The following is a 20,132-nucleotide window of genomic DNA, read 5'->3' as shown; positions in this document are numbered from 1 at the left end:
GATGACCGAGATGACCACGATTGACACCTTGCATGGCGAAGCCCTTGCCCGGGCGGCAGATCAGGCCGTGCGGGCGATCCCGCCGGCCTGGCCGCTGACGGCGACCGTCGCCGTCAATCCCTTCCTCGGCCAGATCAGCGAAACGCTGGACAACACCGCAGCCCGGCTCGCCCGGATCGGTGGCGTCAGGCTTGCTCTCCCGCGCAAGTATTATGCCGACCAGATCGCCAAGGGCGAGATCATCGATGAAGATCTGGTCGCCGCACTTCAGTCGAGCACGCTCTTCAACCGCATCGACTTGCAGGCGCTGAAAGCTGCCGTCGCCGAGGAGCCGCAGCCGGTGGCAGCACTCCCAACGATCGCGGAACTTGCCGCGCGGGCCACGGGCAAGGATTGGCCGGGGCTCGTCTCCGAGCGGATCGGCACCTTTGCAGCCGGTTTCTTCGATCAGGGCCAGGCGCTTTGGGCCGCTTCCCGGCGCAACGGTCTCTACGCTGCCTGGCGTGCCTTTGCGACCCATGACCTGACGCCTGAGATCTTGGGGCTGAAGGGCTTCAGCATCCATGTCGATGAAACGCCGGAGACGCCGCATGGGGCGATTGAGCGGGCGGCCGTTTCGCTCGGCCTCGGTGCTGAGCCCGGCACCTATTTCCACCAACTGCTGCTGACCGTCGGCGGCTGGGCGCAGTATGCGCGCCACATCCAGTTCAAGGCCGAGGTCGAGGGACGCACGGACACCACGGCGCTTGAGCTGCTGGCGATCAGGCTGGTCTTCGAAGAGGCGCTCTATGCGCGTCACAAGGCCGCCATCGAGAGTGAGTGGCAGCAGGTGCGGCGGAGCCATGTCGAGCCGGTCAGCCCTGACTTCGACACCGTCATCGACGGGTTGCTGCAGGTCGCTGCCGAGCGGGCGGCGCAGCGGAAGCTTGCGGCTACGCTTGCTGCACCCGCGCCGATCAAGGTTGCCGAGTTGCGGCCAGTGCTGCAGGCGGCCTTCTGCATCGACGTGCGCTCGGAAGTCTTCCGCCGCGCGATCGAAAGCGTTGATCCTGCTGTTCGCACACTCGGCTTTGCCGGTTTCTTCGGTCTGGGTGCCAGCCACAAAGGCTTTGCCTCCGACGTATCAGAGCATCGTCTGCCGGTTCTCCTGAAGCCCTCCGTGTTCAGCTGCAGTGCTGTCGATCATGACGAGGATGCCGATCAGCAGGCGCGGTTCAGCGCGCGCGCGACCCGTGCCTGGGGCCGGTTCAAGCTGGCCGCCGTGTCCTCCTTCGCCTTCGTCGAGGCAATGGGGCCTGTTTATGCCGGCAAGCTGCTGCGTGATGGTCTCGGCTTCGGCAAGGGCAAGGGTCCTGACGCCGCAAAGCCCCGCTTTGCGCCGAGCCTTGATCTGGATACCCGCGCCGTGGTCGCCGAAACGGTGCTGAAAGCGATGTCGCTGACGGAAGGGTTCGGCCGCTTTGTGCTGATCTCCGGCCATGGGGCGAATGTGGTCAACAACCCCTATGCCAGTGCGCTTCACTGCGGTGCCTGTGGCGGGTATGCGGGTGACGTCAACGCGCGGCTGCTGGCCGATCTCTTGAACGACCGCGCCGTGCGGGAAAAGCTGGCGGGGAACGGGATCAGCATCCCGGCCGATACTGTCTTCCTCGGTGGCCTGCATGACACGACGACTGATAGCGTGACGCTGTTTGAGGACGACCTTGAGAACGATATTCTGCCTGAAGACATCGTTCGGATCCGCCAGTGGCTCGCCCAGGCCGGCAGCCTGACGCGGGCAGAGCGGGCGCGGCGTCTGCCGCGGGCGACCGCTGACCGTGTCATCGAGCGCAGCAAGGACTGGTCAGAAGTTCGCCCAGAACTCGGGCTTGCCGGTTGCCGCGCCTTTATCGCGGCACCGCGCTCACGGACGGCTGGTCGCTCACTGGAAGGCCAGGCCTTCCTGCACGACTATGTGTGGAAGAAGGACGAGGGCTTCAAGATCCTCGAACTCATCCTGACGGCTCCCGTGGTCGTCGCGAGTTGGATCAGCCTGCAATACTTCGGCTCGTCGGTTGCGCCCTCGCTCTTCGGAGCTGGCAACAAGCTGTTGCACAATGTCGTCGGCGGTATCGGGGTCGTCGAGGGCAATGGCGGGAACCTGCGCGCCGGGCTTCCCTGGCAGTCGGTGCATGACGGGGAGAATTTCGTCCACGAGCCGCTTCGACTGACGGTCGCCGTCGATGCGCCGAAGGAGGCGATTTCAGACATCCTGAAGCGGCATGCCCAGGTGCGCGCCCTCTTCGACAATGGCTGGCTGCATCTCTTCACGCTCGACGAGCAGGGGCAGATGGCCTGGCGCTATGCCGGCAATCTCGGCTGGACGGATACCCGTCCGAGTGCGGCATCTGACGTCGAGCAAAAGGCCGCGAGCTGAAATGGGAAAAGTGGAAGCCGCCGGCCTTTTGCGTCGGCGGTGACCAGTTGCCTGTCAGACAGCGCTGGCGGTCTGGAGCCGCGACGCCTCCGACACATGCGATGCGGTCTTGCCGCTCGCAAGCAGACGCTCGGCCTCAGCCATCATCAGCGGACCGACACCCTTGATGTCATCCGGCCGGATGGCTTCGGTGAGATAGTATGCGATGCTTCCGTCGCGATAGATGCCCTGGAAAGGGCCGAGACCCGCGACGCAGCAGATGTTCTGCAACTGACGCCGTCCGCCCTCGACGGGTCGAACCTCATGATCGGCAAGCGCCTGCAGCGCGGATCGCCCGAGGGACGCATGGCGGTCGACCCCCAACCGTTCGGACTTTTGCAGGGCGTAGGCGAACATGGCCGTTGCCGAGCTTTCAGGGTAGTTGTTGCTGGCGTCCGGTGCATCGATCACCTGCAACCAGCGATGATCTTTGGTCACCAGCGCGGCAAGCCGATCGTTGAGCGCTGCCAGCCGGGCCGAGAGGTCGCGGCGGTTATTGCCCTCCGGCAGATGCTCGATCACGTCAACGAAGGCCATGGCGAGCCAACCGATGGAGCGCGCCCAACGGGCGGGCGAGAGACCGGTGTCGGGATCGGCCCAGTCCTGCAGGCGCGACTCGTCGTAGCCGTGGCGATAGAGGCCGGAGGCTGTGTCGAATGTCAGGTCGAGCGCCGTGTTGAACTGGGCGATCGCGTCGTCCACGAGGCGCTGGTCACCGAGTGCCAGGCCAAGCTCGACCTTGAAAGGCATGGCCATGTATAGGCCATCCAGCCAGACCTGATGCGGGTAGCGCAGCTTGTGCCAATAGGGGCCGCTTCCGATGCGGGGGTGATGGGTGAGTTGCCGGCCAAGCAGCTTGGCGGCCTCCAGATAACGGACCTGTCCCGTCAGGCGATGGAGGTAGAACAATGCCCGGCCTGGCAGAATGTTGTCGATGTTGAATTCAGTAATCCGGTAGTCGGCAAGACCGCCGTCGGCATCCACCTGCGCATCGATCAGACGGGTCAGATGGTCGAGCCAGCGCCGGTCTCCCGTCGCCTCATGCAGCGTGATCAGGCCGCGATAGAGGCATCCATCCTCATAACACCAGGCACCGGCCTTGTAGGGTTCGTAGTCGCGAGCGTAGTCGTCGAAATAGGAGATCAGCATCGGTCTTCATGGGTCCGGGTGAATGGAAGCGGGTGAGAGGCGCGTCAGACGACTGAACCTCGTGTTTTCGGCAATGATGCCGGCGTGGCGCAGTTCCGGCAGATGGCAGGCCATTTCCGGCACGGCGGGTTTCGCATCTGCGCTGTAGGCAATGTGCATGCCGTCGATCGACACAGCGTCGATGGTCGATTCCGGAAGACCGTAGAAGACGGCAGCCGCCGTCTCGGCGCCTGAAACCTCGAGATTGCGGATGTCGATGCCCTCGATCTTCGGCGTGGTCACGGAGACGGGCAGGGCGATCCGGGACTGGACATAATCGGAGCGTCCATCGGCATCGCAGAAATAGAAGGCGTTGACGGCGATCGGGGTCGCGACGTGCTCCATGCGGCAGTCATGGACGCTGATGTTGGACACGGTGCCGCCACGGCCACGCCGGGTCTTGATGCGCAGGCCTCGGTCCGTGCCGATGAAATGGCAGCGACTGATGGTGACGTCGCTGATCCCCTGGCTCATCTCGCTGCCCATGACCACGGCGCCATGGCCGCGTTGCATCAGGCAGTTGCGGATCTCGACATTGCGGGTCGGCCGATCCGGACCGCCGCGCGGATCGCGCTTGCCGGCCTTGACCGCCACGCAGTCGTCGCCAACCGAAATGTCGAGGCCAACAAGGCGAATGTTCTGGCTGGATTCGGGGTTCAGCCCGTCGGTGTTCGGGCTGTCAGGGTGGTTGCGGATCGTCAGTCCTGCCGCGAGAACATCCTCGCAGAGCACTGGATGGACGGTCCAGGAGGGGGAATTCTGCACCGTGATGCCGGCCATGGTCAGATGACGGCAGCCGGGCAGGAAGATCGTGCGTGGGCGCCGGGCTCCGTCGCGGGTTTCCTTTGGCCAGGTCCACCAGTCGCCACGGTCGCCGCCGCCATCAACGATACCCTTGCCGCAGATCGTCAGGTTGTCGCAATCGATTGCGTTGAGCAGGCTGGCGAAACAGGCTTCCGCGACCCCTTCCCAGGTGCCGAGCACGCGTCCGTCCGGATGCCGGGCGGATAGGATCGGGCGCCGCTCGCGGGTGCCGATGTCTTGCAGAGCCGCGCCGTCTTCGATCAGCAGCGTCATGTCACTCTTCAGGAAAAGCGGGCCTGAAGTCCAGGAGCCGGCGGGCAGCCGGAGTGTTCCACCCGCCGGCACCGCGGCGATCGCGGACTGGATCGCCTTGGTATTGTCCTTGCTGTCTGGTCGCGCGCCGTGGTCGCGGATATCGACCAGGGCCGTCTCGTCGCGTGTTCGAAAGGTGATGCCACCGATCGCGGTCGAGAACCGGTACTCGTTGTCCGGTTCGAGACCGTCGATGCACAGCACGACCGAGGTCGCGCTGCCGGTCTTGACCGTCGTGCCGTCATCCAGCTGCAGCACCCAGGGCAACGCCCGGTCGAGGGCGAACAGATGTGCGTCCGCCTCGATCGTGAGTGCTGCCGTCCTCGACGACAGGTGCAGCAGCTGGATGGGGCCGTCGGTCAAGATCGTCCTCCTCAGATGCCGGTCAGCGCGCTGTTGATGCCGTCGATGATCTCGGCGGCCGCGTCTTCGGCGGAGACCTGGCCATAGGCGAAGGCTTCGAAGGTGCTGTCGAAGGCTTCCGTCACGCGGGGATGCTCGTTGAGCGGTGAGACGCCGACGCCGTTGCTTTCCAGCACGATCTTGTTCGCCTCGACCTGCACCGGCTTGATCGAGCCTGCCTTGGTCAGTTCGTCGAGCGCCACCTTGCTGGAGGGCACGCCACGGGTTGCGCCGAGGATCTTGATCGCTTCCGGATCGTTCAGCAGGCAGTTGACGATCTCGGCGGCCGCCTTCGGCTCCTTGCTGTTCTTGGAGATGGCGAGCAGCATCGAGGGCTTGCGGTAGACGCCTTCGGTCGTTGCGCCCTCGATCTGCAGGAGCTTCACGGGCACGAGTTGCTGGCCCTCTTCCATCGGACCGGAGATCTTGCCGTAGGTGCTGTCCCACTGATAGGTCCCGGCGATCTTGCCGCTGGCCCAGGCCGGGTTCTCATGCAGCGGCGCATTGCCGCCGGCGGCTACGTCCTTCCAGGACTTGATGACGCCGTTGTCGACCATCGTCTGGTAGAACTTCAGGCCATCGGCCAGTTCCTCCACGGTCCAGGCAACCTGGTTGGTCGCCGGATCGATCAGGTCCTTGCCGGTCTTCTGCGTGGTGCGCAGGATCACGACGAGGCGGGCGTCGAGAGCTGTGCCTTCGAAGGGATAGTAATCCTGGCCGAGCTTTTCCTTCATGACCGGGGCTGCGGCGAGCAGTTCGTCCCAGGTGGTCGGGATTGCGAGGCCTGCCTTGTCATAGGTGGTCTTGTTGAACATGAAGACGCGGCCGGTGGTCGAAACGGGCAGGCCGTTCAGCTTGCCCTCGACTGTGCCGCCCTTTAGGTCCGTCTCCGACCACTGGCTGAGGTCGATCACGTCCTTGAACTCGTTGAGATCGACAAAGCCGTCGCCGTTCTTCGAGAAGATCGGCAGCCATGGCCAGTTGATCTGCATGATGTCGGCTTCGGTGCGGCCGGCGAGCTGCGTCGTGATCTTCTCCTGGTGACCGGTCCAGCCGGTAAACTCGGGCGCAACAGTGTGACCGAACTTGCCGCCGCAGAGCTTCAAGGCTTCCTGCGTGGCGATATGGCGGTCGTCGCTGCCCCACCAGGACATGCGCAAATCGGCGGCATAGGCAGTGCTCAGGCTGGTTGCCGCAAGAAGTGCGGCGGTCATGATCAAGGTTCTCATTCTAGCTCCTCCCAAGTTTGAACGATGACGGCTTTCAGTCGGCGAGCGAGATGTTCTCGCCCGTCATGCGGTTGAAGATGTGCGTGGACCGGATGTCCGGGCTCAGCCAGACGCGGTTGTCGCGGATCGCGGACCGGTCGTACTGGCTGGAGGGGACGACGGCGATGACGCGCTCGCCGCCGATATCCACATAGAGATAGACTTCGTGGCCCATGAACTCGACATGGCTGATGCGCCCGGACAGCGTGCCCGGCGTTTCAGGCGGCGCGATCTTCAGATGCTGTGGGCGTATGCCGATGGTGACCTCACGCGCGGCATCGCGATGCAGCCGCTGGGCGAGGCCATCCATGATCGAGAGCGTCTGGCCGGCAGTGACGAGTTCTCCGTTTCCGGTGAGCTCTGCCGCAATCAGGTTCATTTCCGGACTACCGATGAAGCCGGCCACGAAGGCATTGGCCGGGCGGTTGTAGAGCGTCACCGGATCGGCTACCTGCATGATGTGCCCGTCCTTCATGACGCAGATCCGGTCGCCCATGGTCATGGCTTCCGTCTGGTCGTGGGTGACGTAGATGACGGTCGCCGCCATGCCGTCGGCCTTCAGCTGCTTGTGCAGGTCGGTGATGCGCACGCGCATCGAGGCGCGCAGCTTGGCGTCGAGGTTCGACAGCGGCTCGTCGAAGAGAAAGACCTGCGGCTTCTTGATCAGCGCGCGGCCAACAGCGACGCGCTGGGCCTGGCCACCGGAGAGTTGCTTCGGCAACCGGTCGAGCAGGGCGCCGATCTCCAACGTGCCCGCCACCTTGTCGGTCGCTTCGTCGATTTCAGCCTGGGGGCGGCGCTTGAGGCGCATGGAGAAGGAGAGGTTCTTCTTCACCTTCATGTGCGGATAGAGCGCGTAATTCTGAAAGACCATGGAGATGCCGCGATCGCCGGGGGCGCGGTCGTTGACGAGCTCGCCGCCGATGCGGATCTCGCCGCCGGTGATCCTTTCCAGGCCGGCGATCATGCGCAGTGTCGTCGATTTCGCGCAGCCGGAAGGGCCGACCAGAACCATGAACTCGCCGTCTTCGACATCGAGGTTGATGCCGTGCACGGCACGGAAGGCGCCATAGTCTTTTTCGAGGTTTTTCAGTTGCAACCGGGCCATTGTTTTATCCCTTGATGCCGCCGGCGGAGATGCCGTCGATGAAGTATTTCTGGGCGAGGAAGAAGACGGTGAGGGCTGGCAACAGCGTCAGCACCGACATCGCGAGCACCCGGTTCCATTCAAAGGCCTCCGTCGTATCGATCGAGAGTTTCAGCGCCAGGGAGACGGGAAACTTGTCGACGGAGGAGATGTAGATGAGCGGTCCCAAGAAATCGTTCATCGTCCACATGAACTGGAAGAGGCAGACCGAGATCAGGGCCGGCATCAGGAGCGGGATGACGATGAAAACCAGCACCTGCCAGGTATTGGCCCCGTCGACGCGGGCGGCTTCCTCCATGTCACGTGGGATGGCGCGCAGGAACTGCACCAGCATGAAGACGAAGAAGGCGTCGCCGGCAAAGGCTGAGGGGACCCAGAGCGGCAGATAGGTATCGAGCCAGCCGAGATCGCGGAAGAGCAGGTATTGGGGAATGCGGGTGACGACATTCGGCAGCAGTAGCGTCGCGATCAACGTCGCGAAGAGCAGCTTCTTGAAGGGGAAGTCGAAGCGGGCGAAGCCATAGGCGACGGCCGTGCAGGAAATCGCCGTGCCAATGATCTTCGGCAGAACGATCCACAGCGTGTTCAGGAAGAAGGTGCCGAAGGAATAGGGCGTCGAGGTCTGCCAGCCGCGGATATAGCCGTCCGCGGTCGGGTTTTCCGGCCAGAAGCCCGGATTGGCGAAGATCTCGGAGTTGGTCTTGAACGACGCGCCGATCAGCCAGACCAGCGGATAGATCATGATCAGGCCGACCAGCGTCAGCACGGCGTAGCGGAAGACAGTGGTGATCTTCTGACGGCGCAGATCGCGGCGATGGGCCTTGTCGACTTCGTCGAAGCCTGTGGCATAGGGGGTGAGGGCGTGGTCGGTCATGTGATCAGCTCCGCTTGTCGCCGGCGTAGTAGACCCAGTGGCGCGAAGACCAGAAGGCGATGAGGGTGAGCGCCATGATGATGACGAAGAGCACCCAGGCGATGGCCGAGGCATAGCCCATGTCGAAGCGCTTGAAGGCTTCGTCATAGATGTAGATCGGCAGGAAATAGGTGGCCTTCAACGGGCCGCCCTGCGTGATGATGTAGGGGCCGTTGAACTCCTGGAAGGCCTGGACCATCTGCATGATCAGGTTGAAGAAGATGACAGGCGTGATCAGCGGCAGGGTGATGTGGACGAAGCTCTTCCACTTGCCGGCGCCATCGATGGCGGCTGCCTCATAGAGGCTTTTGTCGATGCTCTGGAGGGCGGCGAGGAAGATCACCATGGCGGAGCCGAACTGCCAGAGACGCAGTAGCGTGATGGTGAAGAGCGCATTGGTCGGATCGCCGAACCAGTTGACGGGTTCGAGGCCAATCATCGCCAGCCCCATATTGACCAGGCCAACATCGGCGAACATGTAGCGCCAGAGAACCGCGATCGCTATCGAGCCGCCGAGGATCGAGGGCACGTAGAAGGCCGTGCGGTAAACGTTGATGAACTTCAGCTTGTAGTTCAGGATCACCGCGACGAAGAGCGCGAAAATCAGCTTCAGTGGCACCGTCGTGAAGACGTAGATGAGGGTCACCCAGAGCGACTTGCGGAAGGTCCTATCGCCGGTGAAGAGCCTGACATAGTTGTCGAAGCCGGTGAAGATCGGCGCGCTCATGAGATTGTAGTCGGTGAAGCTCAGATAGAGCGAGACGACGAAGGGCAGCGCCGTGAAGATCAGCAGCCCGATGATGTAAGGCGCCAGGTAGAGGAGCCCGAGGTAACGGCTGTCTCCGCTCATGCGGCACCTCCGGCTCTGCTCAGCGTTTCGGGCAGGCGATGCTGGGTTGCTGTCACCATCTCGCGGAAGAGGCGCTTCGCCTTGTCCTGGGGCAGGGCGGCGACGAGCGGGTCCGAGATAAAGAGTGGCAGAAGAGCGTCGACGTCATCGGAAAGGACCGCTGCGACGAGGGCGTTCTGCCGGTCAGCATGGGGCCGGGCGAGCAGCTCAATCGCCTGCGGCAATCGCCCTGCGACGACGGGCTGTACGCCGAGTGGGCTGAAGCGGGCATTGGTTTCGACGATGGTGCCTTCCGCGAACCCAGCAAGTTGCCCCCGGTTCGGCAGATTGACGTTGCTCACATGCTCGGGCCCACCGAGGAGCGCCTTGATCTGCTCGACGATGGCCTCGTCGGAGGCCAGGGCCGGCGGCAGGGCGGCTCCCTTGTCGAGCGCCTCCGCGTGATCGACTTTCTGCTTTCGCTCGCGCATCCGGAACTCCACGGGGGTGAGGCCGAATTTCCATGCGGCATGATCATCGAGATACCACGCCTGGGGCAGGAACTCGACGAGATGGCGATCACCGGCGGCCGCGGCGATGCCGAAGCGGAGCGAGAGATCGAACTTCACGCGGAAACTGTCTGTGAAGTAGCGGTCGTGCTCGTTGGCCTGATCGAGCGGGGATTCCCGCCAGCCCGTGGCGAGATGCTCGCGGGCGAAATCGAGATAGGCCGGCATCATGTCGACGCCGCCGACGGCAGCTCGATCGACGAAGGTGAAGTGGTTGATGCCGAGAACATTCACTTGGGCGTCGCGATAGCCGTAGAGAACCTCGCCAGCCCGACGGTTGGCCAGATAGGCCATGATCTTGCGGGTCTTGATGACCTCGTGGCAGGAGCCCCATGCACGAATTTCCGGGAAGACGGCATAGAGCGTGCCCGTCAGCACCGACATGGGATTTGTCAGGTTGCAGACGTAAGCCTCAGGGCAATGGCGGGCGATGGCGCGGCCGATCTCGGCGATCATCGGTATTGCCCGCATGGCGCGGACAAAACCGCCGGGTCCGACGGTGTCGCCGACCGACTGACGGATGCCGTAGCGCTCGGGGATCGCGATGTCGTTCGCCATGTCCTCGAAGGAGCCTGGCAGGATCGAGATTATCACGATGTCGGCACCGGCAAGGGCGGCCTCGAGCGTCCGCTCGGCTGAGTAGGTGACGCGTGCGCGTGCGTCGCTGCGGGTGGCATAGCGGTTGCCGATGCGGGCATTGCGCTCGGCGGCGGCATGGTCGAGATCGTAGAGCCGGACGGTTGCCGGAACGGTGCCGTCCTGGGCCAGGTCGCCCATCAGTTTCGTCGCCCAGTTGAGCGAGCCGCCGCCGATATAGGCGATGGTGACCGAGCGCGTGTATTCCGTTTTCTGCATCGCAACATTCAAGGGCTGCGGCTTTGCGGCGGCCCACAAGGCTGCCCGTCTGGCCGACGTCCCTTCTCCTCCTGATATCCTCCCGGCCTTCCCAAAAGGGCCGCTCCTGTGGCTAATATCCCCCCAATTGGTCTCGCGCGGAAATCGACAAATAGGGGAAAAATGATGGACGAAACTGAAGGTAGCGTTCTCACCGGCATTCCAATGCAGGCACTCGCGCTGAACCTGACCCGCTCGACCATCCGGATGCAGCATTCGCAGACCTGGTCGATCGACAAGTCGAACCGGGTGCATGATCTCGTGATCTGCCTCAGCGGTCGCGGAATCTATGAGGTCGAGGGACAGACGGTAGAGCTTGAGCCGGGCTCTGCCATGCTTCTACCAGCCGGCACGCGGTTTGTCGGGCGGTCGGCTTCTGTCGAGGCCTATACGGGCATCGCGCAGCATTTCACGCTCGATCTCTTCGGTCGCCTCGACCTGATTGCGCAAATGGATCTGGCGCTTTCGGTGAAGCTTGCCCGTTGGGACATGCTGGAAAAGGTGGTCCGGCATTTCCGCGAGACGGCGCCGCCCTATTCGACGACGCTGCAGCAGCATCATGTCTTCATGTTCCTGCTCATCGAATTCATCGAGCAGGCTTTCGTCCGGTGGCGCGAGCAATCCGTCGGTACGGTTGCCAATCCGGATCAGCTCTCGCTTGCGATCATGGTGGCCGCCAGCCAGATCGCAGCCGACCCGCTGAACGAGGCAATCAGCGAACAGGTGCTGGCCGCAGCGCCGTACAATCCGGATTATTTCAAGCGTGAATTCCGCAAGCGCGTCGGTTGGACCATGGACAAGTTTCAGGAGTTCAAGCGCATGGAGCGCGCCATGGGGTTGCTGGCCGGCGGATGCACGGTGAAGCGGGCAGCTGCCATTTCTGGCTATACGGACGCCTATTATTTTTCCCGGATGTTCAAGCGCTATATCGGCATCAGCCCGCAGGGCTATCGCGAAGCGGAACGCCGCAACCGGGAAGGGGCCTTTCCGCGTGGTGAAGAAGACGGGCAGGTCGTGTATCCGCTGCTGCGCCCCTAAAACCTGTCTTATGAGTTACAGCGAAGCAGATCCTAGAGGCGGCTTTTCGGCCAGCGCACTGAGATTTTCTCCTTGCTGTGCAATTTCCAACATGTATGATAAGTTGAAATAACATGTATGGGAGGAATGATGTCGCACACCGACTTCACCAATCGCTTCGCCGTGGACCCCTTGACCGCTGCCGGCTTCGGCACGGACGAATTGCGGTCGAATTTCCTGCTGCCGCCGCTCTTCGTGCCTGGACGCATCCAGCTGCACTACACCAATTATGACCGCATGATCGTCGGTGGCGCCGTGCCCGTCACGTCGGAGTTGTCGCTTGAAACGATCAAGCCGGCCGGCACGCCGGAGCTTCTGGCGCGCCGTGAGATGATTGCGGTCAATATCGGTGGCGCAGGGGTCGTGACGGTTGATGGCGAAAGGTTCGAGGCCGGCAACCGCGACATGGTCTATGCCGGCATGGGCTCCTCGGTCAGCTTCTCATCTGTGTCGTCCGAGCAGCCGGCGAAGTTCTACCTCTTGAGTGCGCCTGCCCATACCCGCCATCCGGCCCGCCATATCGGTATCGGCGATGCCAAGCGGCTCGATCTTGGAGCGCAGGAAACCAGCAACGAGCGCTCGATCTTCCAGTTCGTGCACCCGGAGGGCGTGAAAACTTGCCAGCTCGTGGTCGGCATGACCAGCCTCGCCAAGGGTTCCGTCTGGAACACCATGCCGTGTCACATCCATGACCGGCGCATGGAGGCCTATCTCTATTTCGACATGGCGGAAAAGACGCGCGTCTTCCACCTGCTCGGCGAGCCGGACGAGACGCGCCACATCATCATGAAGAACGAGGAAGCGGTGCTGTCGCCCGGCTGGTCGATCCATTCGGGTGCGGGAACGGCGAATTATTCCTTCATCTGGGCCATGGCCGGCGACAATGTCGACTATACCGACGTGGATCCGGTGGCCATCGAAGACATGCGCTGAGCTCGACCAGTTCATCATACCGGTCATACACATTCTTGTGGCATGCGGGATCGTCCATCTCGCGTGCCGTCTTGCGTTGCGATTTTCGATTTAAAGTTGCGCATTCCGTTGAGGTTCCGGTGTCGCTGATACCGCTTCCCGGACGTCAATCTGACCTGTCTCATTAAGGTCATATTAGTCTTCCTTGCCCATTCTCCATACGATTCAGGCATGGACCTCGATGACCGCAGTTTAGCCGGTTGCCGATGTCGGAGGAGACCAAACCGTGTTCATCGACCGTATATTGTCGCGCTTCAATATTCAGACGAAGGTGCTGATTTTCATTCTGCCTTTCGTCATCAGCATTTCCGCCGTCGGCTTTACCGGCCTTTACGCGTCGGGCCTGCTGCAGGGGCGCATCGAGATTTCGAACAGTGTGCTGCAGTCGCTGAGCGGTTTCCGTGATGTTTCCGCTTCGATGACCAGCTTCCTTGCGAACACGACGGAAGAGGCAAGGGCTGATCTGACGGGGCGCCTCGAGCAGCAGAAGCGGGATCTCGAGACGACGCTTTCGCAACTCGCCCCCGATGCCGATGGCCGCCCCGAACTTGAAGAAGCCGGCAAACTGATCGACCAGGTGTTCGTCCATATCGGCGATCTCTGGACGCTGCATGATGCCGAGTCCAAGCTTGTGGATACGCTGCAGCAGGGCACCAAGCAGATCGTTGTCGCCCAAGGCCGCGTGACCGCCGCCATGGCCACCCTTGAACGCGCCGTCCAGGGGGATGATGCCGCCGCCAAGACCATGCTGCGCGATGCTGAGAGCATTCGCAGCACCGGGACCTTCCTGACCGAAACCAATTCCGCCTTCACCAAGGCCAAGACGCCGGACGAGAAGTTTGCCGTGATCACGGCCCGCGTCGACGAAATCATTGCGCGCCAGCAGGTGCTGGCTGCCGTCCTGCCCAAGGCCAACCAGTCTGCCGCAAAGACGCTCGACAAGATCGGCGGCGAATTGAAGGCTGCCGTGGCTGCCAACGACAAGTCCGAAGCCGTCATCACCGATCTCGCCGGCAAGCTGCGCAACTTCACCCAGCTCAACGCCTATCTCGGTCTTGCCGCCCAGCAGAAGATGAAGGAAGCCACCATCAAGTTCGGTGAGCTCGATGCGCCGCTCGCGAAGGCCCAGGCCGTCATCGCCGACGGTCGCCAGGTCATGGCTGCCGGCTATGCCTTGCAGATCATGATGGCTCGCTTCCTGCTGGAGCCGACCGAGCAGAACCGGATGCTCCTGGAGCAACAGTTCAATGCCGTGAAGAAGTTCCTGGCCGCACTCGACAAGACTGCTGCCGATCAGCCGATCATGATGCAGGTGAAGAAGGAGCTCGGGCCGGCCGTCGATTCCATGATCGGGGCAAGCGCTGAACTCGTGAAGGTCAGCCAGGAGCGCAAGTCAAGCTTCGAGCAGGCCGCCTCCGATCTCAATGTCATCTGGAAGCAGTTGACCACCTTTGCCGAAATGCAGAAGGTCTCGGCGGGCGAGGAGCGCCAGGAGGCGAACTCCATCTCCATCGGCGCGACAGGCCTCGGCATCCTCATCTCGATCTTTGCAGGCATCGGCCTCGTGCTGACCTTCAAGGGCCCGATCGGCCAGATCACCGGCGCCATGCGTCGTCTGGCCGAAGGCGTGCTCGACACCAAGATCAATGGCGAAGCCCGCGTCGACGAAATCGGCGAGATGGCCCGTGCGCTTGGCGTGTTCAAGCAGAACGCGCTGTCGAAGATCGAGATCGAAAGCCGCAGCGAGGCCGAACGGGTCCAGGCCGAGGAAGAGCGTCGTCGCAACGATCTCGAAAAGCAGGAGATCGACCGTCAGATCGACTTCGCGGTCAATGCGCTTGCCACCGGTCTTGGCCGCCTTGCAAAGGGCGACATTTCGGAGACCATCGAGACGCCGTTCCACGGTCGTCTCGAGCAGTTGCGCAACGACTTCAACCAGTCGCTGGAGCATCTGCAGGATACGATGACGCAGATCCGTTCGAACACCTACATGATCCAGCGCAACGCCGCCGAGATGAGCAGTGCGGCCGACCAGCTGGCCAAGCGCACCGAACAGCAGGCGGCCTCGCTCGAGCAAACGGCGGCTGCCGTCGACGAGATCACGGTGACCGTGAAGTCGTCCGCAGAGCGCGCTGAGGAAGTGAACAACATCGTTGCCGATACTAAGGGCCGCGCTGACACATCGTCGACGGTTGTCGGAAATGCCATCGACGCCATGGGTCGTATCGAGGACGCCTCGGGCCAGATCGTGCAGATCATCGATGTCATCGACGAGATCGCCTTCCAGACGAACCTGCTGGCACTGAACGCCGGCATCGAAGCGGCACGTGCGGGCGAGGCCGGCAAGGGCTTCGCCGTCGTTGCCCAGGAAGTGCGTGAACTGGCGCAACGCTCGGCGGGTGCCGCCCAGCAGATCAAGGACCTCATTCACAAGTCGAGCACGGAAGTCTCGGCCGGATCCAAGCTGGTGCAGCAGACTGGTGCGGTACTCGCCGAGATCTCGGCCAATATCATCACGGTTGCCGACCGCGTTTCGGTCATCGCCATGGCGAGCCGTGATCAGTCGAACGGGCTGGCGGAAGTGAATTCCTCCGTCAACGAGATGGACCAGATGACCCAGCGCAACGCTGCCATGGTCGAAGAGACGAATGCCGCCACCCGCCAGCTAGCCGACGAGGCGGATGCGCTGATGCAGCTCGTCAACCAGTTCAAGCTCGCGCCGGAAGGTCGTCGTGCCTCTGCGCATTCACACAGCCGCGCGGCCTGATTGCCTCCAGGCCCGCCACGTTTTCGAGCCGCCGGATCCGCAAAGGTCTGGCGGCTTTTTCGTGAGCCGAGGCCGCGTTCGCAAGCCGGCTTGGAAAGCGACGGTCAGGTCGCTATCCTTGTGCTCGGAGGAGACAGCCCGTGACGACAGCAACGACACCACCGGCGCGACGACTGGCCGTGGCGCGGCGCATGATCCTGGCGCTCGTGCTGATCCTCATCGCTGCAAGCCTTGCACTCGCCACCATCGGCAACCGGCTCCTCACCCGCAATGTCATGGCGGAAGCGTCGCTGCAGGCCAACAGCGCCTTGCGTCTGGCGACTTCGGCGCTCTCAGGCCATCTCAGCCGCTATGAGACCTTGCCGGCGCTGATCGCCGACCATGAGGACATGAAGGAACTCATCCTTGATCCTGACAATCCGGCGCTACGGCGGGCTGCCAATCTCTATCTCAAGGAAATCAACACGCTGCTCGAGTCCTCCGACATCTATGTGATGACGATGGACGGCAACACGATCGCCGCGAGCAATTTCGATGGTGTCGCGAGCTTTGTCGGCGAGAACTTCATCTACCGTCCCTATTTCTACGAAGCGGCTGCCGGCAAGCAGGCGCGTTTCTACGCACTCGGTACGACCTCGGCCAAGCGCGGCTACTATTTCTCGGCGCCGATCGAGGTGGATGGGACGGTCCGTGGTGTCATCGCCTTCAAGGTCGATATCGAGGGCATCGAAACCTCCTGGCGGGGTGGGGAGTACAAGATCCTCGTGCATGATCCCGAGGGGATCATCTTCATGACCGGGAATCCCGAATGGCTCTACGCCTCCGTGCTGCCGCTCACGCCGGAGAGACTGGAACGGACCACCGCCTCGCGGCGCTATTCCGATGCGGTCTTGCGGGAGTTGCCGATCAAGCGAAGTGCGCTTGATGATCATGTGCTGATGACCGTCAACCAGGGGGCGGGATCTCGGGAGTATCTGGTTCTTGAGCAGTACATGCCGGACGCCGACTGGACGGTGAAGGTGCTCTTCGACACCGGCACCATCCATGCCCAGGCGCGGACCATGCTGGTCGCCATTTTGCTCTTCCTGTGCCTGTTCGGGCTGGGGCTGGCTGTCGTCATCCAGCGTCGTGCCCGGTTGCAGGAGCGCATGCATATGCAGATCGAGGCTCAGGCTGAACTGGAGCGGCGGGTCGAGGAGCGTACCGCCGATCTCGCCCGGGTCAACCTGCAGCTCCGCCAGACGCAGGCCGACCTGATCCAGGCCGGCAAGCTTGCAGGCCTCGGCCAGATGTCGGCTGCCCTTTCACACGAATTCAACCAGCCGCTCGCTGCTGCCAAGACCTATGCCGACAGCGCGACCATGCTGATCGATCGCGACCGGATCTCCGAGGCGCGGGACAATCTGGGGCGTATTTCCAATCTCATCGACCGGATGGCTTCGATCTCTAGGCACCTGCGCAATTTCGCGCGCAAGCCGAACGAGAAGCTGAGCGCCATCTCGATCGAAGAGGTGGTGGAAGAGACACTCGAAATCGTCTCCGCGCGTCTTGGCACGGCGGATGCGACGTTGTCGCTGAATTTCGAGCCGGGGCTGCCGCCTGTGCAGGGCGGATCCGTTCGCCTGCAACAGGTGCTCGTCAATATTCTGACCAATGCCTGCGATGCTGTCGAAGGGCTCGATGATCGCGCGATCGAACTTTCGGCGCGTCGGGATAATGGTCGTGTGGTGATCGAGATCGTGGATCGGGGACCGGGTGTGCCGCCGGCGATCATGGAGCGCATCTTTGATCCGTTCTTCACCACAAAGGGCGTCGGCAAGGGCCTTGGGCTTGGCCTTTCGATTTCCTACAATATCATCAAGGATTTCGGCGGAAGCCTGACGGTTCGGGAACGTGAGGGTGGCGGTGCCCTGTTCCGGATCGATCTCCTGGAAGCGGAAGCATTGCACGAGGCGGCGGAATGAATTCAGGTCTGGTGTTGCTCGTCGATGACGAGGAGGAGCTGCGCTTCTCCACCAGTCAGGCGCTGGAACTGCATGGTCTGCAAGTTAAGGCCTTTGCCTCGGGCGACGAGATCCTTTCGCGGGTGGGCTTCGGCTTTGATGGCGTGGTCGTCAGCGACATCCGGATGCCGGGCATGGACGGAATGACGCTTCTGCACCGGATCCGCGAACTGGATCACGAAATCCCCGTCATTCTGGTGACGGGCCATGGCGAAGTGCAGCTCGCGGTGAAGGCCATGCGCGAGGGCGCCTATGACTTCATAGAGAAGCCTTTTGCAAGTCAGGCGTTGGCGGGCGTCGTGCGCCATGCGCTGGACCGCCGTTCGCTCGTTCTCGAAAACCGGCGCCTGAGGGCCGTTGCCGGCAAGCGCGACGATATCGAGACGCGGCTTCCCGGCCGCACGCCTGTCATGGTCGACCTGCGCTATCGGGTACGGGCGATCGGTGCGACGGAGGCTGACGCGCTGATTATCGGCGATACGGGGGCCGGCAAGGAGGTCGTTGCGCGCAGCCTGCATGATATCAGCGCCCGGGCGAAGGCCCCCTTCCTCGCGATCAACTGTGCTTCTCTGCCTGAGACCCTGATCGAAAGCGAGCTCTTCGGCCACGAAGCCGGTGCCTTCCCGGGTGCGCTTCGGGCACGCTACGGCAAGTTCGAACACGGACGCGGCGGAACCATTCTCCTAGATGAAATCGGCTCAATGCCCTTCGACCTGCAGGCGAAGTTCCTGCGGGTGCTGCAGGAGCGGACAATCACGCGTCTGGGGTCGAACGAAACGGTGCCGCTCGACGTGCGCTTCCTCGCCACGAGCAAGGTGGATCTCGAGAGCGAGGTGGCGGCGGGGCGTTTCCGCGCGGACCTCTTCTACCGGCTGAATGTCGTGACACTCCGCGTGCCCTCGCTTGCGCAGCGGCGGGCCGACATTCCGCTGCTCTTCCTGCATCTCGTGCGCGAAGCGTGTGCACGCTACGGCCGCGATGACATGGAGGTGGAGCCGGAGATCCTCTCCGAGATCGCCGAGCGTGACTGGCCGGGCAATGTTCGCGAGTTGCGGAATGCGGCCGATCGGCTGGTGCTCGGGCTGGAAACCGGGCTCGACAGTGCGGCAGCACTCGAAACGGCGAATACGCGTCTGGCCGACAAGGTGGCGGCCTATGAAAAGCAGCTGATCGCCAATGCCATTACCGCCCATGGCGGATCGCTGCGGCCGGTCTACGAGCAGCTCGGAATCTCCCGCAAGACACTTTACGAGAAGATGCAGAAGCATGGGCTCGACAAGAGCCTCGCCTTCGATGGCAGGGACTAGGGGCCCTCCTGACCGCACCCTCCTTAAGTAATGGGTGGAATTCCACACATCATCTGAGCCGCTTGGGAGGAAACCCACCCATGTTGCACTGCGATGCCTCACAAAAGCTCGGCTGATACCTGACCGGGCGATTGTGACGCGGTCTCGCCTGAAGAAGATCGGGCCATCCAATGCCGGGCGGGAGGAGCCGAACCGGCAGGATCAATTGAACCGGGAGGCTTTCATGACTTTCTTCAAGTCGCTCTTCAGCGCGACTGCCATTGCGGCAACCTTCATCGCAGCATCCGCATCGGCCCAGACCTATCCCGAGCGTTCGATCACCATGGTGGTCCCGTTCGCAGCAGGCGGCCCGACGGATACCGTCGCGCGTCTCGTCGCTGAATCCATGTCCAAGGATCTCGGCCAGCAGGTTCTCGTCGAGAATGTCGGCGGCGCCGGTGGCACGCTGGGTGCCGGCCGCGTCGCAAGCTCGGAGCCGGATGGCTACACCATTCTGCTTCACCACATCGGCATGGCGACCAGCGCAAGCCTTTATCGCAAGCTCGCCTATGATCCGCTGAACGCCTTTGATTATGTCGGTCTCGTCACCGACGTTCCGATGACGATCGTCGCTCGCAAGGATTTCGAGCCCAGCGATCTCAAGGGTCTCGTTGAATATGTGAAGGCCAACAAGGATACCGTCACCGTGGCCAATGCCGGCATCGGCGCAGCCTCGCATCTCTGCGGCATGCTGTTCATGAGCCAGATCGAGACCCCGCTCGTCACCGTTCCCTACAAGGGCACGGGTCCGGCCATGACCGATCTGCTCGGCGGCCAGGTCGATATCATGTGCGACCAGACCACCAATACGACAAAGCAGATCCAGGGTGGCACGATCAAGGCCTATGCTGTGACCTCTGCCGAGCGCCTGCCGGTCCTGCCTGACGTGCCGACGGCTGCCGAAGGTGGCTTGAACGACTTCCAGGTCGGTATCTGGCATGGCGTATACACGCCGAAGGGCACGCCGGCTGAAGCGATCGAGAAGCTCAACGCCTCGCTCAAGAAGGCTCTCAAGGACGAAAACGTCGTCGCTCGCTTCGCCGAACTCGGCACCGCACCGTCGCCGGACAGCGATGTGACGTCTGCGGCCCTCAAGGCCAAGCTCGAAGGCGAAATCGCCCGGTGGAAGCCGGTGATCGAAGCTGCCGGCCAGTACGCCGACTGATCCATCCACATCTGCGCGGGC

General features: G+C 62.5%; 14 protein-coding genes. 7 read left to right on the top strand and 7 right to left on the bottom strand.

Annotated elements, in window-relative coordinates; translation table 11 throughout:
- Position 1 precedes the first annotated feature (1 nt).
- Complete coding sequence (locus tag C0V73_RS03645; protein ID WP_102018600.1) at positions 2 to 2,416, top strand: DUF2309 domain-containing protein; 2,415 nt, start codon at positions 2 to 4, stop codon at positions 2,414 to 2,416.
- A 54-nt stretch (positions 2,417 to 2,470) separates the two neighbouring features.
- On the opposite strand, the gene C0V73_RS03640 is transcribed toward C0V73_RS03645, so the two are convergent.
- The 7 genes from C0V73_RS03640 to C0V73_RS03610 all read right to left on the bottom strand — a co-directional run bounded on the left by C0V73_RS03640 (position 2,471) and on the right by C0V73_RS03610 (position 10,742).
- Positions 2,471 to 3,604: a glycoside hydrolase family 88 protein gene (locus tag C0V73_RS03640; protein WP_102018599.1), complete on the bottom strand. Its 1,134-nt coding sequence runs from the start codon at positions 3,602 to 3,604 to the stop codon at positions 2,471 to 2,473.
- 6 nt (positions 3,605 to 3,610) lie between these two features.
- Positions 3,611 to 5,122, bottom strand: a complete 1,512-nt coding sequence (locus tag C0V73_RS03635; protein ID WP_102018598.1) for a glycoside hydrolase family 28 protein — start codon at positions 5,120 to 5,122, stop codon at positions 3,611 to 3,613.
- An 11-nt stretch (positions 5,123 to 5,133) separates the two neighbouring features.
- Positions 5,134 to 6,390, bottom strand: coding sequence for an ABC transporter substrate-binding protein (locus C0V73_RS03630; RefSeq protein ID WP_102018597.1), 1,257 nt, complete (start codon positions 6,388 to 6,390; stop codon positions 5,134 to 5,136).
- A gap of 34 nt (positions 6,391 to 6,424) precedes the next feature.
- On the bottom strand, positions 6,425 to 7,537 hold the full coding sequence (locus C0V73_RS03625) for an ABC transporter ATP-binding protein (RefSeq protein ID WP_102018596.1): 1,113 nt from the start codon (positions 7,535 to 7,537) through the stop codon (positions 6,425 to 6,427).
- A 4-nt stretch (positions 7,538 to 7,541) separates the two neighbouring features.
- The gene (locus tag C0V73_RS03620; RefSeq protein WP_348627169.1) at positions 7,542 to 8,318 is read right to left on the bottom strand and encodes a carbohydrate ABC transporter permease; all 777 of its coding nucleotides are present in this window, start codon (positions 8,316 to 8,318) and stop codon (positions 7,542 to 7,544) included.
- 136 nt (positions 8,319 to 8,454) lie between these two features.
- Positions 8,455 to 9,339, bottom strand: a complete 885-nt coding sequence (locus tag C0V73_RS03615; RefSeq protein ID WP_102018595.1) for a sugar ABC transporter permease — start codon at positions 9,337 to 9,339, stop codon at positions 8,455 to 8,457.
- Complete coding sequence (locus C0V73_RS03610) at positions 9,336 to 10,742, bottom strand: alpha-galactosidase (protein ID WP_102018929.1); 1,407 nt, start codon at positions 10,740 to 10,742, stop codon at positions 9,336 to 9,338. The genes C0V73_RS03615 and C0V73_RS03610 overlap by 4 nt, the downstream gene beginning before the upstream one ends.
- 165 nt (positions 10,743 to 10,907) lie before the next feature.
- Between C0V73_RS03610 and C0V73_RS03605 the strand changes: the two genes are divergently transcribed.
- The 6 genes from C0V73_RS03605 (at position 10,908) to C0V73_RS03580 (ending at position 20,111) form a co-directional block, all read left to right on the top strand.
- Positions 10,908 to 11,819: an AraC family transcriptional regulator gene (locus C0V73_RS03605; RefSeq protein WP_102018594.1), complete on the top strand. Its 912-nt coding sequence runs from the start codon at positions 10,908 to 10,910 to the stop codon at positions 11,817 to 11,819.
- Positions 11,820 to 11,948: 129 nt separating this feature from the next.
- Positions 11,949 to 12,791 carry a 5-dehydro-4-deoxy-D-glucuronate isomerase gene (gene kduI, locus C0V73_RS03600; RefSeq protein WP_102018928.1) on the top strand — a complete coding sequence of 281 codons (843 nt, stop codon included), beginning with the start codon at positions 11,949 to 11,951 and terminating at the stop codon, positions 12,789 to 12,791.
- Between the two features lie 265 nt (positions 12,792 to 13,056).
- Positions 13,057 to 15,597, top strand: coding sequence for a methyl-accepting chemotaxis protein (locus tag C0V73_RS03595; protein ID WP_102018593.1), 2,541 nt, complete (start codon positions 13,057 to 13,059; stop codon positions 15,595 to 15,597).
- A 191-nt stretch (positions 15,598 to 15,788) separates the two neighbouring features.
- Positions 15,789 to 17,561: an ATP-binding protein gene (locus C0V73_RS03590; RefSeq protein ID WP_102018592.1), complete on the top strand. Its 1,773-nt coding sequence runs from the start codon at positions 15,789 to 15,791 to the stop codon at positions 17,559 to 17,561.
- Positions 17,558 to 18,907 carry a sigma-54 dependent transcriptional regulator gene (locus C0V73_RS03585; protein WP_102018591.1) on the top strand — a complete coding sequence of 450 codons (1,350 nt, stop codon included), beginning with the start codon at positions 17,558 to 17,560 and terminating at the stop codon, positions 18,905 to 18,907. The genes C0V73_RS03590 and C0V73_RS03585 overlap by 4 nt, the downstream gene beginning before the upstream one ends.
- Positions 18,908 to 19,130: 223 nt before the next feature.
- On the top strand, positions 19,131 to 20,111 hold the full coding sequence (locus C0V73_RS03580; protein WP_102018590.1) for a tripartite tricarboxylate transporter substrate binding protein BugD: 981 nt from the start codon (positions 19,131 to 19,133) through the stop codon (positions 20,109 to 20,111).
- The last annotated feature ends 21 nt before the right edge of the window (positions 20,112 to 20,132 follow it).

The sequence above is a fragment of the Rhizobium sp. TH135 genome (genome assembly GCF_002855515.1).
Taxonomy (GTDB): Bacteria; Pseudomonadota; Alphaproteobacteria; order Rhizobiales; family Rhizobiaceae; genus Allorhizobium.
This window is presented reverse-complemented; position numbering and strand designations above follow the sequence as displayed.

What these genes read in the sequence shown, in the direction of transcription:
- C0V73_RS03610 (WP_102018929.1), bottom strand. Translation starts at nt 10,742, where the DNA reads ATGCAGAAAACGGAATACACGCGCTCGGTCACCATCGCCTATATCGGC.
- C0V73_RS03590 (WP_102018592.1), top strand. Translation starts at nt 15,789, where the DNA reads ATGATCCTGGCGCTCGTGCTGATCCTCATCGCTGCAAGCCTTGCACTC.
- C0V73_RS03580 (WP_102018590.1), top strand. Translation starts at nt 19,131, where the DNA reads ATGACTTTCTTCAAGTCGCTCTTCAGCGCGACTGCCATTGCGGCAACC.
- C0V73_RS03645 (WP_102018600.1), top strand. Translation starts at nt 2, where the DNA reads ATGACCGAGATGACCACGATTGACACCTTGCATGGCGAAGCCCTTGCC.
- C0V73_RS03615 (WP_102018595.1), bottom strand. Translation starts at nt 9,339, where the DNA reads ATGAGCGGAGACAGCCGTTACCTCGGGCTCCTCTACCTGGCGCCTTAC.
- C0V73_RS03605 (WP_102018594.1), top strand. Translation starts at nt 10,908, where the DNA reads ATGGACGAAACTGAAGGTAGCGTTCTCACCGGCATTCCAATGCAGGCA.
- C0V73_RS03620 (WP_348627169.1), bottom strand. Translation starts at nt 8,318, where the DNA reads ATGATCTATCCGCTGGTCTGGCTGATCGGCGCGTCGTTCAAGACCAAC.
- C0V73_RS03640 (WP_102018599.1), bottom strand. Translation starts at nt 3,604, where the DNA reads ATGCTGATCTCCTATTTCGACGACTACGCTCGCGACTACGAACCCTAC.
- C0V73_RS03630 (WP_102018597.1), bottom strand. Translation starts at nt 6,390, where the DNA reads ATGAGAACCTTGATCATGACCGCCGCACTTCTTGCGGCAACCAGCCTG.
- C0V73_RS03625 (WP_102018596.1), bottom strand. Translation starts at nt 7,537, where the DNA reads ATGGCCCGGTTGCAACTGAAAAACCTCGAAAAAGACTATGGCGCCTTC.
- C0V73_RS03585 (WP_102018591.1), top strand. Translation starts at nt 17,558, where the DNA reads ATGAATTCAGGTCTGGTGTTGCTCGTCGATGACGAGGAGGAGCTGCGC.
- kduI (WP_102018928.1), top strand. Translation starts at nt 11,949, where the DNA reads ATGTCGCACACCGACTTCACCAATCGCTTCGCCGTGGACCCCTTGACC.